This window comes from Geobacillus zalihae NBRC 101842, assembly GCF_001544135.1.
GTDB lineage: Bacteria > Bacillota > Bacilli > Bacillales > Anoxybacillaceae > Geobacillus > Geobacillus zalihae.
The window spans coordinates 44,523-60,309 of sequence record NZ_BCPV01000023.1 but is presented as its reverse complement, the minus strand read 5'-3'; the positions used below and the strand labels follow the sequence as shown (position 1 = coordinate 60,309).

The 15,787-nt window shown below is 48.9% G+C and carries 11 protein-coding genes and 1 pseudogene; 7 read left to right on the top strand and 5 right to left on the bottom strand.

Annotated elements, in window-relative coordinates; genetic code table 11:
- Positions 1–97 precede the first annotated feature (97 nt).
- Entirely contained in the window at positions 98–862 is a 765-nt protein-coding gene (locus GZ1_RS08545; RefSeq protein WP_060788326.1) for an enoyl-CoA hydratase, read from the bottom strand.
- A 188-nt stretch (positions 863–1,050) separates the two neighbouring features.
- Here GZ1_RS08545 and GZ1_RS08540 point away from each other — a divergent pair, with 188 nt between their 5' ends.
- A complete protein-coding gene (locus tag GZ1_RS08540; RefSeq protein ID WP_015375002.1) occupies positions 1,051–2,508 on the top strand; it encodes an ArnT family glycosyltransferase in 1,458 nt (485 codons plus the stop codon).
- Positions 2,509–2,603: 95 nt separating this feature from the next.
- Here GZ1_RS08540 and GZ1_RS08535 read toward each other — a convergent pair whose 3' ends face one another.
- From GZ1_RS08535 to gabT, 4 genes are all read right to left on the bottom strand, one after another.
- The gene (locus GZ1_RS08535; protein ID WP_015375003.1) at positions 2,604–4,031 is read right to left on the bottom strand and encodes an aldehyde dehydrogenase family protein; all 1,428 of its coding nucleotides are present in this window, start codon (positions 4,029–4,031) and stop codon (positions 2,604–2,606) included.
- A 106-nt stretch (positions 4,032–4,137) separates the two neighbouring features.
- A complete protein-coding gene (locus tag GZ1_RS08530; protein ID WP_041470498.1) occupies positions 4,138–5,556 on the bottom strand; it encodes a sodium:solute symporter family protein in 1,419 nt (472 codons plus the stop codon).
- Between the two features lie 146 nt (positions 5,557–5,702).
- On the bottom strand, positions 5,703–7,040 hold the full coding sequence (locus GZ1_RS08525; RefSeq protein ID WP_015375005.1) for an aspartate aminotransferase family protein: 1,338 nt from the start codon (positions 7,038–7,040) through the stop codon (positions 5,703–5,705).
- A gap of 321 nt (positions 7,041–7,361) precedes the next feature.
- The gene (gene gabT, locus GZ1_RS08520) at positions 7,362–8,708 is read right to left on the bottom strand and encodes a 4-aminobutyrate--2-oxoglutarate transaminase (protein WP_015375006.1); all 1,347 of its coding nucleotides are present in this window, start codon (positions 8,706–8,708) and stop codon (positions 7,362–7,364) included.
- Positions 8,709–8,868: 160 nt separating this feature from the next.
- Between gabT and GZ1_RS08515 the strand changes: the two genes are divergently transcribed.
- From GZ1_RS08515 to GZ1_RS08490, 6 genes and pseudogenes are all read left to right on the top strand, one after another.
- Positions 8,869–10,263, top strand: coding sequence for a sigma-54 interaction domain-containing protein (locus tag GZ1_RS08515; protein WP_033011456.1), 1,395 nt, complete (start codon positions 8,869–8,871; stop codon positions 10,261–10,263).
- 165 nt (positions 10,264–10,428) lie between these two features.
- A complete protein-coding gene (gene speB / locus GZ1_RS08510; RefSeq protein WP_033011454.1) occupies positions 10,429–11,403 on the top strand; it encodes an agmatinase in 975 nt (324 codons plus the stop codon).
- A gap of 30 nt (positions 11,404–11,433) precedes the next feature.
- Positions 11,434–12,882 carry an aldehyde dehydrogenase family protein gene (locus tag GZ1_RS08505; RefSeq protein WP_060788325.1) on the top strand — a complete coding sequence of 483 codons (1,449 nt, stop codon included), beginning with the start codon at positions 11,434–11,436 and terminating at the stop codon, positions 12,880–12,882.
- A gap of 78 nt (positions 12,883–12,960) precedes the next feature.
- Entirely contained in the window at positions 12,961–14,334 is a 1,374-nt protein-coding gene (locus GZ1_RS08500) for a purine-cytosine permease family protein (protein ID WP_060788324.1), read from the top strand.
- A gap of 1 nt (position 14,335) precedes the next feature.
- Entirely contained in the window at positions 14,336–15,157 is an 822-nt protein-coding gene (locus tag GZ1_RS08495) for a carbon-nitrogen hydrolase family protein (protein ID WP_033011723.1), read from the top strand.
- Positions 15,158–15,164: 7 nt separating this feature from the next.
- Positions 15,165–15,506, top strand: a pseudogene (locus tag GZ1_RS08490) (cyclase family protein); the annotation flags it as partial.
- Positions 15,507–15,787 lie beyond the last annotated feature (281 nt).

Genomic DNA, 15,787 nt, shown 5'->3' with positions numbered 1-15,787 from the left:
GAAATGTGAGTTAATACAGGTATTTGTACTAAAAAAGAGACTCCTGCCAAGATGCACACAAGCGCAGTCAGGCAGGAGTTTGTTGTCTCAATCCCTCTTACCTCCCCCGAAACACCGGCTTCCGCTTTTCTAAAAAGGCGCGGACGCCTTCGCGGTGGTCTTCGGTTTGCCGCATGCGCTGTTGGACGTCGGTTTCAAGTTCGAGCACGCGAAGCAACTCCTCTTTTGTTTGTTCGACATACAGCAATTTCGTGGCGATCATGGCTTGAAGCGGTTTTTCTTGCAAGGAAGCGATTGCTTGTTCCGCCTGTTGTTCATCTTCGACGATGAAGTCAATCAGCCCGAGCTGCTGCGCTTCGTCCGCGCTCATCGGTTTTCCTTCCCAAATGATCTGTTTGGCTTTCGCCGTGCCGACCCGCTGGGCCAGGAAGAAATGCCCGCCGCCGTCAGGGACGAGACCGATGCCGATGAAATTCATCGCCAAGCGTGCTTCTTTCGTGGCGATGAGGCAATCGCTCGCCAAGGCAAAGCTGAACCCAAGGCCGGCCGCTGGGCCATGGATGAGCGAAACGGTGATTTTCGGCATCGTATACAAGAGCATGATCATCTCCTGAATCGTTTTCATCACGGTTTGAAATTGGCTCGGGTCATCAACCGCCAGCATTGTCTTAATGTCGCCGCCCGCAGAAAATCCTCTCCCTTTGCCGCGGATGACGACAACGGAAGCATCACTTTCCTTGATTTTCCGCAGCGCGTCGACGAGTTCCGTTAGCATTTGCACATCCATAGCATTTAACGCCTGCGGGCGGTTCAGTTCCAATATCGCTTTGTTTTGGTCAAATGTCAGCACAACCGTTTCCATGGCTCTCCTCCTCTGAATGATGATTCATTTCTTTTCATTCGCCATGAAGATGGTTTTTTCCTTGTTGGCGGCAAAAATATCATGTTCTCCAACACATCCATGCTTGACATCTTCATCTACTTGTAATAGCTTCTATGTCGGTGTTGCTTTTTTTCGAAGCACAGCGTGCCGATAAAGGAGTGGATCGCATGAGAAATCCAAGTGTACGAAACATCTCGTTTTATCTAGCGGCGGCGTTGATCTTCTCGATGATGGTCTACAACGTCTTTTATCATCTAGGAACATTCCCGATTTCAAGCTGGGACGAAGCGCGTCATGGCGTCAATGCATACGAAATGCTGAGGCATGGAAACTTGATCGTCAACACATACCTTGGGCATCCTGATTACTGGAATTTAAAGCCTCCTGTTAGCTACTGGGCGATCATGATTGGCTATAAACTCGTTGGGATGAACGCGCTTGGTTTGCGGCTGATGTCTGGCATTTGCGCTACGCTCACGGCCGTTGCCATTGCGCTATTTGTGAAAAAACGGTTTGGAAGCATGGCCGCGATCGTCTCATTGCTTGCCTTGTCTACTAGCACCCAATATCTTCTCAACCATTGCGCTCGCACAGGAGATGCGGATTCGCTCTTTGTATTCTTCTTTACGTTATCCATCCTTTCTTTGCTGGCCGCCAGACGGCAGACGCGATGGTTGTATGCAGCGGGCCTTGCCTGTTCACTTGCTTTTTTAACGAAAAGTTGGCATGCGGGGAACATTCTGTTGATCATGGTCTTATATTTTCTCATCACTAGGCAGTGGGAGTCAGGACGCTGGCGCGCATGGTGGAGGGCAGCGCTCACCTTCGTTGTTCCTGTGCTCGCTTGGGCTTTTGCCCGCTATCACTATGATGGATTCAGTTTTTTTAAACAAATGATCGGATATGACTTGTTGTTGCGCTCCACTCGGCCCATTGAAGGTCATATCGGCGATGAAACCTACTACGGCATCATTCTTGTTCATTTTTTCTTTTGGTGGCTGGCGCTCTTGGTCGGAATCATGGTCATCAGTTACATGCAAGGCGTTCGTCTTTTAGCGTTTGAAGGAACAGACCATCGATTGAAAGAAGATGTGATCGGGATTTTGCTTTGGATTTGCGTCCCGCTTCTCATGTTTACCATAGCTAAGACGAAAATCAGATGGTACATCCTCCCTGTCTATCCGCCGCTTTGCATATTGATTGGCATTTGCGCAAGTCAATTATGGAGAAAAGGAACGTGGGGAGCGCGGGGAGTGTTGCTGACTGGACTGTTGTTCGTCACATCGTTTTACGAAACGAATATTCAACATTATATCCATCATCCCAAGCCAAATTTCGAACTGGCATTGCTTCAGCAGACCGCCCAAATGCCTGTTCATGGATACGAACTGTTTATGTACCATCCGTTGCACGAGAAGGGTCGCTGGCCGCAAAATGCGGTCTTGACAGCAGAGCTTGCGAATGACCTCAAACCTCGGCACGGAGGGCTGAAAACGTTCTTGCATACAAGCCGAAGCCTGCTTCTCGTGAAAAAAGCATGGTTCAGCAAACAGCTCGAGCATAAATACCACCTGTCTGTTCTCGCCTCGAACCGTTGGGGATATATTTTGGAAAAGCACGCTTAAACATACAGCCTTGGAGTGCCACTCTCTCCAAGGCTGCGCAACCATTCTTCTAGAATTTTAGGAATAAACTTTACTCCAACCTCTTCTCATCCCGCTTAATTCTGGTTAAAAATAATCAATTTCAACTCCGTCATTTCCTCGATCGCATAGCGAATCCCTTCGCGGCCAAACCCGCTTTCTTTCACGCCGCCGTACGGCATATGGTCAACGCGGAACGTTGGGATGTCGTTAATCAACACGCCGCCAACGTGCAGTTGTTTCGCCGCTTTCCACGCGGTATGGACGTTGTCGGTGTAGATGCCCGCCTGCAAGCCGTAGCGCGAGTCATTGACAAGTTCAATGGCTTCATCGATCGAACGGACGCGGTTGATCAAGACGATCGGGGCGAACACTTCTTGGCAAGACACTTTCATCGTCGGTTCGGCGTCCACAATGACCGTCGGAAGCAAGATATTGCCGTCGCGCTCGCCGCCGAGGACGACGTTGGCGCCGCCTTGTTTTGCCTCTTCGATCCAAGAGAGCGCCCGGTCGACATCGTTTGGCGTAATCAAGGCGGATACATCGGTGGTTGGATCCAACGGGTCGCCTGTTTTCAACTGTTTCGCGGCGGCGACAAATTTTTCGACGAACTCGTCATAGCGCTTTTCATGGACATAGACGCGCTGGAGCGAAATACATACTTGTCCTTGGAACGTGAACGCGCCAAATACGCAGCGCGGGATGATGCGGTCAATATCGACCTGCTCGTCGACGATCACGGCCGAGTTGGAGCCGAGCTCGAGCGTCACCCGCTTTAAGCCTGCTTTATTGCGGATCGCGATGCCGACTTCCGGGCTGCCGGTGAAGGTGATCATGCTGATGCGCGGGTCGGTGACGATTTTGTCGCCGACCGTGCGGCCGCTTCCGGTGACGACGTTGAGCGCCCCTTTCGGCAAACCGGCTTTTTCGAACAATTCGGCGATAAAATAGGCGGACAGCGGCGTTTGGCTGGCTGGTTTTAACACAACTGTGTTGCCCGAGGCGATGGCCGGGCCAAGTTTATGGGCGACCAAGTTCATCGGGAAGTTAAACGGCGTAATCGCCCCGATGACGCCGATCGGCTCGCGGACCGTCAAGGCGATGCGATTTTCCCCGCCCGGCGCCGCGTCGAGCGGCAGTGTTTCCCCATGAATGCGTTTGGCTTCTTCGGCGGCGAATTTGTACGTTTGGATCGTGCGGGCGACTTCCCCTTTCGCCGTGGTGATCGGTTTGGCTGCTTCCAAGGCGATCAACCTCGCCGCTTCTTCCTGCCGCTCTTTCAGCTGCTCGACGACCCGCTCTAAAATGGCGGCTCGTTCATGCGCTGGCATGGCCGCCATCGTTTGCCGCGCGGCGTACGCCGCCGCGATCGCTTCGTCGACTTCTTGTTCGGTGGCCACAGGGATTTCGGCAATCGTCTCGCGTGAGTATGGCGATTTCAGCTCAGTGTACGACTTGGCTTCCCGCCATTCACCGTTGATGTATAGCTGTTTTCTTTCCGCCATGTTCCCATCCTTTCCCTAAACTAGTATTCGCAACCCAAACATTGCCTGTGTCAATCCATTTTTTTATTTCGCCGCAAATTTGCTAGAATCCTCTTTTCTGATCCGTTTATAGGACATGTTGTTGCTCCTCTATCATTTTATTCCCTTCTTTCAGATTGGAGGATGGAAAGAGGTAAGAAAAAACCACAATCGAAACGATACTCACCCCAATTCCATACATGATCGGGTTGGTGGAACTCAATCCCTCCACGACCAAACCAATGAGAACGACCAATGAGCTGATCACAATCGAATAGAAGCCGGCTTTCGCTGTTGCTCGCTTCCAAAAGAAACCGAGAACCACTGGCACGAAAATGGCGCCTGACAAAATGGCATAGGCTACATCCAATGCGACAAGCACATCCTGAATCCAAATAGCAAAGACAATGGCGACAATCCCAACCGCTAGCGTCATCATTCTGGACAAAAGGACAAACTGTCGATCGCTCATATTTTTAAGCCAATATTGCTTCAAAATATCATGCGATAACAGAGTAGACGAGGCAAGCAATGTTCCGGAGGCCGTTGACATGAGAGCAGAACATACGCTGGCCAAAATGAGCCCTAACAAGCCGTGTGGCAAAATCTCTAATGACATGTTGGCAAATACGTTTTGCGGATCGTTCATATTCGGAAAAACAATCACCCCGCACATACCAATGACGCTTAACGCTACGGCATAAGCAACGCTGTAGAGACCAGCATATATTGCGCCGCCTCGAGCAATGTTCGGTGTTCTGGCCGTAAACACCCGTTGCCAAATGTCTTGTGATACCACCATTCCTAACGTATAGAGCAAGAAGTATTGGAAAATATTTGCCCATCCCATGGACGTCAGATCAAAATGCGACGCTGGCAATCGCTCCAAAAGCGATGTCCATCCGCCGACATGGGACAAACTCATTGGCAGCATTACGAAGAAAATGCCGACTGTCATGACGATAAACTGAATGATGTCCGTCATCGTAACGCTCCACATGCCCCCGAGAATCGTGTAAAACAGCACGATCCCCCCGCCGACTAACATCGAAACGGTCATGCTCCAACCTAAAACAGCATGAATGATGGTGCCCATCCCAATGACTTGTGTCACCGAAACCATCAGCGTATAAATCGCGGCAACCAACGCGCTGATCAAACGCGTTTCCTGATTGTAACGGCGGCCAAGCAGTTCGCTGATCGTGGTCACATGGGCGCCGTAAATTTGGTTTGTAAAAAACAGACCGAGCACAGCAATGCCCAAGCCAATCATAAAAACAAACCACATACCCGAAATCCCAAATTGATACCCTAACTTCGCCGTCCCAATCGTTGAAGCGCCGCCCAAAATCACAGCAGACAGACATCCAAGATAGACAAATAGTCCGAGATTTCGGCCTGCCAACGCAAAATCTTCGGCGGTTTTCGCCCGCTTCGCCCCCAAAATCCCTGCGACGATCAATACGAGAAAATAACATAAGAGAACCCCACTATCCAGTGCGTTCATAACCATTCCCCCATCCTCTTATAATTCAGAAATCGATCTCCTTCGAGGTCCTTTCATAAAGGCAGACATTCCTTCAACGAGACACGACATCGGTTCCTGAATACACCCAATTTCCAAATTGCAATCGACATGTGCCCCCTCTTTTTTCATTTTCCAGAAGCGAACGAATGCACACCGATTTCCGCTTCATATTCGGTCAACGCCTCGTCGAGCATGCTTAATCCTTCGTCAATCTGTTCTTTTGTCACGATCAGCGGTGGGATCATGCGAATCACTTCTCCTTGATTGCCGCATAGATAGAAAAGAACGCCTTTTTGCAGGCAACGATTCAAAATATTCATCACTCCCTCCCCATTCGGTTCGCCAGTATGCGGCTGGACGATCTCAATGCCGATCATCAGACCGATCGAACGCACGTCTCCAATGACGGGATGCTTCCTTTTTAAAACTTCCAGTTTTTTTCGCGCGTATTCCCCAACTTCCCTGCAATTTTCTAACAATTTTTCTTCCCTAAATACTTCTAAAGTCGCCAGCGCCGCCTCGCATGCGATGGGGTTGCCTCCAAAGGTTGTCCCATGGCTGCCGAGCGGCCACTGTTTCATTAATTCTTTCGAAGCCACTGTTGCACTTAATGGAAGACCGGAAGCGATGCCCTTGGCAATGGCCATAATGTCTGGAGTGACACCGAATGTTTGAGCAGCAAACCACTCGCCAGTACGACCAAAACCTGTCTGTACTTCATCGAAAATAAGTAAAATTTCATAGCGATCACAAATTTCCCTCATCTTGTGAAGCCACCCTTTGGGAGGCACAATATATCCTCCTTCTCCCAACACCGGCTCGACAATCATGCATGCCACTTCTTCCGGAGTCACTTGATGGGCAAACAAAGAAGCCACGTCGTTTTCAAGCCTATTGGCAAAATACACATCTGGATCCTCCCCAACTGGACAATCCTTTGGATTGGCATATGGAAGTTGATACGTCAACCCATTTGGCTGCAAGTATTTCCGATATTTGCTTTTCGATGTGCTGACGCTGAGCGCCCCTAACGAACGGCCATGAAAACATCCGGTAAATGAAATGACGTATGGCCGCCGTGTCACATGTTTCGCTAATTTGATCGCACCTTCGATCGCTTCTGTTCCACTGTTGGCAAAAAAGAAGCAGTCAAGTCCTTCTGGCAAAATTTTCGTCAGCTCTTCGGCCAAGCGCAAAATGGACTCATACATGATCACACCGCTCGGCCCGTGCATTAGGCGGTCTGCGGCCTCTTTGATGGCCTGCACGACCTTTGGATGACGATGCCCCGTATTCGCCACGGCGATACCAGAAGTAAAATCAAGATATTTCCTTCCATCTAATCCGTAATAGTAGCACCCCTCTTCCTTGACAACCGGCAGATTCGGATGGTCTTTCGCCATCGTTGGCGCGAGCAGGTCGGGCATTTTGTGAAAGAGAGGCATCCAGTTGCTCTGTGTCATGTACATCCCCCTTTGACCAAACCATTTGTTCATTGAAAGTAGTTCGCAAGTTTTGTGCCACCATTTTGACTATTCGATATTTTTTGTCAGCTATCCGCACTGGTTTCTATCATCTCATTTCCTGCGACCCCCCAACTGTTCTAATTCTTTTTTGAATTAAAAATTCATTTTTGCATCAATACGGATTGTTCTCCCTTCAAAAACATTCTCTCGTGGTAAAAGTGGTCAATCTCAATAAAAAACCGCGCCACAAAAAGGTGGCACGGTCCAAAATTCGACTGCATAGCGAAGTTTTCATGAGTAGTTTGGTCAGGACACTAATCATGCCAATTCGGCAATAACCTCTTCGATGACATCCAATGCTTCCTCCAGCTGTTCATCTGTGATGACAAGCGGCGTTAACAGACGAATGACATTGCTGTATAGGCCCGCACCCATGACGATGACCCCCCGTTGATGGCATTCTCGCAAAATGGCGGCCGTCAACTCCTTATTCGGTGTTTTCGTCTTAGCGTCAGTGACAAATTCAACGGCCACCATGGCGCCGAGCCCCCGAACATCCCCGACCGTCTCGTATTTCTCCTGCAGCCGTCTGAACCGATCAATGGCGATTTGTCCAATGACATTGGCCCGTTCAACCAACTGTTCTTGTTGCAACATGCGAATCACTTCCAAAGCGGCCACGCAGCCGAGCGGGCTGCCTCCGTACGTCCCGCCGATTTCTCCCGGGTTGGGTGCATCCATGACTTCCGCTCTTCCCGTCACCGCACTAATCGGCACTCCTGCCCCGATCGACTTGGACATGGTGATTAAATCAGGGATCACATCAAAATGTTCAATGGCAAACATCTTCCCCGTTCGTCCAAATCCCGTCTGGATCTCATCGGCGATAAACAAAATCCCGTATTTTTCACAAATTCGTTTGACCCCTTGAACAAATGTTTTCGACGGAACAATAAACCCGCCCTCCCCTTGTACAGGCTCCATAATGATTGCGGCTACCTCTTCTGCCGGAACGTCGGAGAGGAAAAAATCCTCAAGCCGCCGCAAAAGCTCGGCGTCCAATTCCTCGTTGGTCATGCCCGCTGGCTTTCGGTAATAATATGGATAAGGCAGTTTGTACGTATCGGGCGCAAAGGGGCCGAATCCGAATTTATAGGGTTTGACTTTGCTCGTGAGCGACATCGCCAGCAGCGTCCGTCCGTGAAATCCTCTTTCAAAGGAGAGAATGGCTCTTCTCCCAGTATACTTTCGGGCAATTTTGACGGCATTTTCGACCGCTTCTGCCCCGCTGTTCAAGAAGAAGGTCTTTTTCGAATGATTCCCTGGCGTGATGCGGTTCAATGTCTCTGCCAATTCGACATACGGTTCATACATCATAACGTGAAAACATGGATGAATATACTGCTCCGCTTGTTTTTGGATCGCTTCCACCACTTTCGGGGGGCAATGGCCGACATTGAGGCTTCCAATCGCCCCAGCCAAGTCGATAAACGTATTTCCATCCACATCGGTTAAGAGAGCCCCCTCTCCTTTTACCCCAAATGTCGGTACGGTGTGAAACGGCCCCCGCGGAACATTCTCTTCTTTTTTTCTTAATAGCTCCTTTGCTTTTGGTCCCGGAATCGCTGTTTTGACTTGGATATATTTTTTTGTTTTTGCCTTCATCTTTTTTCCTCCGTTCCTTATGTCATGATTCACTTTTTCATACATGCAAACAACATGCCAAAAACTTCACGGAAAATCATATGACAAAGAAAGAGGATTTTTTCTCTTCTTTAGATAAAGTTAGTAATAGAAGCGCTGACAGACTGCTAGGAGGGAAAGTATGCAACGTACAGCCGATGTGTTGGAATTCGAGTTGGATGCGATATTGAGATCATCGAACGACAATATTGTCATCGCAGACGAAAACGGGATCGTTCTTCGCGCCAGCCCGAATTGCTTGTCCATATACGGAAAGGACGCCTCTTATTTAGTCGGAAAATCGGTCTATCAATTAGAAAAAGAAAACGTCTTTTGCCCTTCCGTTACAGCCAGAGTATTGCGGGAGAAAAAAGAGGTTCAATTGATGCAGCAAACCGCCACCGGCCGGGTTGTCATGGCGACAGGAGTGCCGGTATTTGACCAACAAAACCGCCTTGTCCGGGTGATCAGTTTCTCCCACGATTTAACAGAACTGGAGCGTTTAAAAGAAGACTATGAAAAACTGAGAAAGCAGATGGAACATTATCAAATGGAAATCGAGGAGTTGAAACCGGACCATATCGTCATCCAAAGCAAGGCGATGGAACGAATTTGGAAGCTCGTGCACCGCGTGGCCCAATCGGATGCGACGGTTCTTTTCCTCGGCGAGTCTGGAGTCGGAAAAAACGTATTCGCCCGTTCCCTTCATCTCCATAGCCCAAGGCGAAACGAACCGTTTATTGAGGTCAATTGCAGCGCCATTCCTGAATCGTTGTTTGAATCGGAAATGTTCGGCTATGAAAAAGGGTCCTTTACCGGTGCGCAAAAAACAGGAAAACCGGGGCTGATCGAATTGGCCGACAAAGGGACTCTCTTCCTTGATGAAATTGGCGAGCTTCCCCTTTCGATGCAAGCGAAACTGCTGAAAGTGCTTCAAGAGAAAAAAGTCATACGCGTTGGAGGCATTAAAGAACGAACGGTCGATTTTCGTCTGATCGCCTCGACGAATCAGAACCTAGAACAGATGGTGAAGCAAGGGAAGTTCCGCCAAGATTTATTTTATCGTTTGCATGTGATTCCGATTTATGTTCCTTCTTTGCGCGAGAGAAAAGAAGATATTTTCATGCTGGCGCAATACTTTTTGAAAAAATTCAACGAAAAATACCAAATGGATAAATATTTCCATCCGTCCATCGTCGACCATCTCATTCAGTACGACTGGCCGGGCAACGTGCGTGAGCTGGAAAATATGATCGAACGGTTAGTCATTACTTCTGAAACGAGAGCCATTTATCCGGAATATCTTCCTTTTTCGATCCAAAAACATCCAGAGGTGATCACAACCCATCAATCGTTGGAAAAACAGAACGAACCGTCGACATTAAAAGAAGCCATGGAACAAGTGGAACGGCAATGGCTCCTGCGCGCCGTCAAACAGTGCAAAACAACATACGAGATGGCTGATTATCTTGGCATCAGCCAGCCAACGGTCGTACGAAAGCTGAAAAAGTATGGTATTGATTCAAAAACGAATTAAGATTCATTTTTGAATCAAGCGTTCGCTCATTTTTGAACATACGCAAGCAAGGATGGCGGTCAAAACAGCCCTGCTTACGTATTTTCTTGTCTACTTCCCCTTTTTGGCATACTTTTTGCTTCTAAATATCACAAACTATTTTTCACTGCCCAAGGAGGTCTTGACATGTATAAACCGAAAGATTCTTCCCAATCACCCCGCTTTTGCGGAGTTCGAACCTTTATGCGTCTAGAACCAATCAAAACGACAAATGGCATTGATTTCGCCGTGCTCGGTGTTCCATTCGACACAGCAGCCTCGAATCGCACCGGCCAACGATATGGTCCGCAGCACATTCGCAATTTTTCCGTCCTGTTGCGCCCTTACAATCCGGACATGGATATCGATATTTTTGCCTATTGTTCTGGCGTCGATTACGGGGACGTTGATGTCATCCCGGGCAATGCGCTCCGCACATATGATCGCATCGTCGAAGAGCTGCGGCCATTGTTAAAGAAAAACATCGTTCCGATTCTGATGGGCGGCGACCACTCCATTACGTTAGGACACTTGCGGGCTTTTTACGAACGCTTTGGTCCCGTTGCCCTCGTTCATTTTGACTCACACAGCGACACATGGGACCATTACTATGGAGAAAAATATATGCATGGCACACCGTTCCGCCGCGCGGTTGAAGAAGGGCTGCTCGATGTCAATCATTCCATTCAAGTCGGAATGCGCGGACCGCTCTACAGCGCGGATGATCTCGAGGACGCACGACGGCTTGGTTTTGAAGTCATTCCGATGAGGGAAGTCCGACAAATCGGCTTTTCCGAAGTGATGCGCCGCATCCATCAACGCGTCGGAAACAAACCGGTTTTCGTTTCTTATGACATTGACTTTGTTGACCCGGCATTCGCTCCTGGAACAGGCACGCCGGAAGTAGGCGGACCGACAAGCTATGAGGCATTAGAATACGTAAGAGGGCTTGACGGGTTAAATATTGTCGGATTTGATCTTGTCGAGGTGTTGCCTGCTTACGACAGCGGGGAAATGACAGCCATATTGGCGTCTGCTATTATATATGAAATGATCACACTTGTGGCGCTAAAGAAAAGGCGGGCGCAGGCCAACCGTCTATCCACAGCGACAACGCCATAAAACCATCTTGCCGAAAAGGAGCAATCTTCCATGATATACGTCAACGGAAAATGGAGTAAAGGAGAAGGAAAAAAAAGACCGGTCATCAATCCCGCGAATGAGGAAATCATTATAGAAATCAATGAAGCATCCCAACAACAAGCCGTAGAAGCGATCCAAGCAGCTCGTCATGCTTTTCAATATACCGATTGGCCATTCAATCCAGCAAAACGGATCGCTGCGCTTCGCCAATTAGCGGACCTGTTGGAACAAAACGCAGAAACATTCGCTTCGATCGAGACGTTGAATACAGGAAAACCGATTCGCGAGTCGCGCCTCGATGTCAGCGATTCAATCCAATGCCTTCGTTACTACGCCGATTTTGTTGAACAACGGGCCATCGAGGAAATAAAAAGAACCGATGGCACGACAAGCAAAATCATTGAGGAGCCAATCGGGGTATGCGCGTTGATTGTTCCTTGGAATTTTCCTCTCTTGTTAGGAATATGGAAACTGGCTCCAGCGCTTGCGGCGGGAAATACAGTGGTATTTAAACCATCAGAACTGACTCCGTTATCGTTCATCGAACTGACAAAGCTGATCGATTCCATCGGTCTCCCGCCAGGCGTGTTTAATCTTGTTCCTGGAGGCGGTTCGCCGGTTGGAGAAACATTGGTGACACACCCTGATGTGGAAAAAATATCGTTTACCGGCGGAACGAAAACCGGACGATGGATTTACGAACAAGGCGCTCGCCGTTTGAAGCGAGTATCTTTGGAACTTGGCGGAAAATCCCCGCTGCTCATTTTTGACGATGCGGATCTTGCCAGCACCATCGAGTGGGCGTTGTTTGCCTCCTTCTTCAATCAAGGAGAAGTGTGTGTGGCTGCTTCGCGAATTCTTGTTCAACGACGCGTTTATGATTCGTTTCTTGATCAGCTGACCCAAAGACTAGCTTCCCTCCGCATTGGCGATCCTTTCGCGGAACATACGGAGATGGGGCCGTTAATCAGCTCCTCACATTTAGAAAAAGTGGAAACGTATATCCAGATCGGCTTGCAGGAAGGAGGAGTACTGCTGCAGGGAGGAAAACGAATGAAAGAACGGGGGTATTATCTCACTCCTGCCGTTTTCGCCCATGTCCGTCAAGATATGCGCATCGTCCAAGAAGAAATCTTTGGACCGGTCATAACCGTACAACCGTTTGAACATGATGAAGAGGCGATCAAGTTGGCGAATGACACCATATACGGTCTGGCAGCCGGCCTATTCAGCCGCGATCTCGAACGGGCGGAACAAATCGCCGGGAAATTGAGAGCAGGAACGATTTGGATTAACAGCTATCACACTCCCTATGTCGATGCCCCTTGGGGAGGATTGAAACAAAGCGGAATCGGCCGAGAGCTTGGACCGCAAGGATTCGCTGCTTTTACGGAAACAAAGCATGTGAACATCAGCCAACATGGCAAACCACTCGGATGGTATTCATCGCACTCCTGATTTCGTCCTAAGGACGAAATCGGTGCAAGTTTATTATTCTGAATATTTAAAATAGAAAATCAAGAAGGGAGAATCCTTATGAAGTGGACAGAACGATTTGGTCATGATGATATTCGGCCGACCCCGATGAACGAACGGAGCATGAATTTTTTTAGCACGTTTACTCTTTGGATTGCGGCGAATGTGGTGATTACGACGGTCATGACGGGGATGATGTTTGTTCCTGACATTTCCTTCTCCAACGCCATGCTGGCGATTATTGTCGGTTCGGCGATCGGCGCCATTCCGCTCGCCCTTACTGGAAACATCGGCATCCGCACCGGTCTCCCTACAATGGTGATCACAAGAGCGGCCTTTGGACAAAAAGGCGCCATCCTTCCCGCCCTTGTCAACACGATCATTTTAATCGGCTGGAGCTGGATTCAAGCCTATATGGCTGGCCTTAGTCTGAATTATGCCGTCCATTACGCCACTGGATACAGCAATATCAACCTATTTGTCATCTTGACGGAACTTCTTGTTGTGATCATTACGATTTTTGGCCACCGAGGGGTGGAACGAATCGAAAAATATATATCGATTGCCATGTTGATTTTATCTTTCCTTGTTTTTTATAAAATTTTTACGACTTATGACATTTCGACACTAGTCGAAATGAAATTGAGCGAACATCCATCCATCACCACGATTATCGCCTTTGACATCGTCATCGCCACCGCTTTTTCTTGGATGTCGACGGTTTGCGATTTCAACCGCAACTGCCGCTCCGAAACAAGCGGTTTTTGGGGAACGTATTTTGGCTATCTGGTCGCTTCCATTGTTGCAATGGGGCTCGGCGCTGTCGTCAGCGGCTTCAGCATCGCCTCGAACATGGAACGGACGTATGATCCAACGATTCTCCTTGCGGCTTACGGGTTTGGATTGATCGCATCCATCGTTGTGTTCTTTTCTGTACTCTCGACCAATGTCATGGCATTATACAGCGCCACGATGTCGTTCATGAATGTCTTCCCGCGCGCAGGCTTTTGGAAACCGACGTTGATCATGGGAGTGATTTGCACGCTTGGCGCCTTGCTGAAAGAAGTGCTGATGTCCCATTTCTTTAACTTCATTATGCTGATTGCCACGTTGTTCATTCCTGTGTTTGCGATTGTGCTCGTTGATTACTTTTTGATCAAAAAAGGGGTATACGACGCAGAAGATATTTTGTACGACACAAAAGGTCAATATCGTTATCAAAAAGGAGTCAACATCGCCGCCTACATCACCTATATCGTTGGAGCTGTCTTCGCCTATTATTTTACGTACATTCATCCGCTTGCCGTCGGCTCCACCATGCTGACGTTTCTTTTATCGGGAGCTGTTTATTGGGGGGTGATGAAATGGACAAAACAAATATCTGCGAGCACGAATACGGTCGAGCTTCAATCTCCCACTCGCTTGGAGGGATGATATGAACAGACCATTTGACATCGCATTGGCGCAGATGATGCCGGCCGACGGCGACATTGGCGCCAACTTGGCCAAAATGGAAACGATCATCCATGAGTGCAAACGAAAGTTCCCTAATGTTCGCCTTCTTCTGTTCCCGGAACTTTGCACCACTGGTTACGTACTGTCAGAAATGCTAAAAGAGGCGGCCCAGACATGGGACGGCTCTACGTTCCAACACATGAGCCAACTTGCCCAAACATTTCAATTGTATCTGGCCTACGGGTACGTTGAAAAAGACCATACAGGAAATCTATACAACTCTCTTATGTTGATCGATCCTAATGGACAATGTATCGGAAATTACCGGAAAATCCATTTGACTCCTTTTGAAAAAGCCTGGTTTTCCAAAGGAGCCGAGCCGGTGCTGGTGGATACAGAACTCGGCCGCATTGGTCTAATGATTTGCTGGGACTTGGCTTTTCCGGAACTAGCAAGATACTTAGCGGTTCATGGAGCCGAGCTTCTTCTCGTTCCATGTGCTTGGGAATCTCCCTTTCATGCACCGTTTCAAAAATTCGCCATGGCACGAGCGATCGATAACACGGTTTATGTGGCGGCATGCAATCAAATTGGATCGTCTTCTTCTTTCCATTTCTTTGGTTTATCCTCTATTTATGGGCCGGATGGAAGGAAAATAGCCGCAGCCAACATGAATGGACGGGAAGAGCTCGTACACGCTATGATCGATCAAAATCAACGCCAAGCGTTAAAGAAACACTTTTACACCATGATGGACGAACGACGAATCGACCTTTACCGACAATGGATTTGGAGGGAATGACGAGAACATGATCATCCAAAAACTCATCGACCTCACCATGCCGATCACGGCCCAAACTCCGGTGTACCCGGGGGATCCGAAGCCGAAAATCGAACCGGCGGCGACGTTCGCCCAAGACGGCTATCACGTCAGCCGCCTTGTGCTTGGGTCGCACAGCGGCACGCATGTGGATGCGCCGTTTCACTTTTACGAACACGGTTGGCGGCTCGATGACGTGCCGCTCACCTATTTTCTTGGCCGCGGCATCGTGATCAATGCCACGGGGAAAGCGGAAGGCGAAGCGGTGACGATGGCCGATGCCGCTCCGTATATCCCGAAGCTGTCGCCGGGAACCGTTGTGTTGTTTCATCCTATTTCGCGCAGGAGACTCCCACTTCAACGACCAAAGGGAGTAAGTGGGAGAGGAATGCGCGTTCCCCCTTTCTTTTGTGTATGATAGAATAAAGGCGTGGAGAAAACCGTTCAATAAAGGCACTCCAATCACGGCTACTCGATGTATGGAGTTGGTTACAGGAAACGTTGTAACCGTAAAACATCGAGCGTAGGTCCGTCTGTTGTGTGTGGAAGCCAAGTACTGCCAACAGACACACCGAGAGAATCGGTAACGATGCAGGCATGACCTGCGTCGTT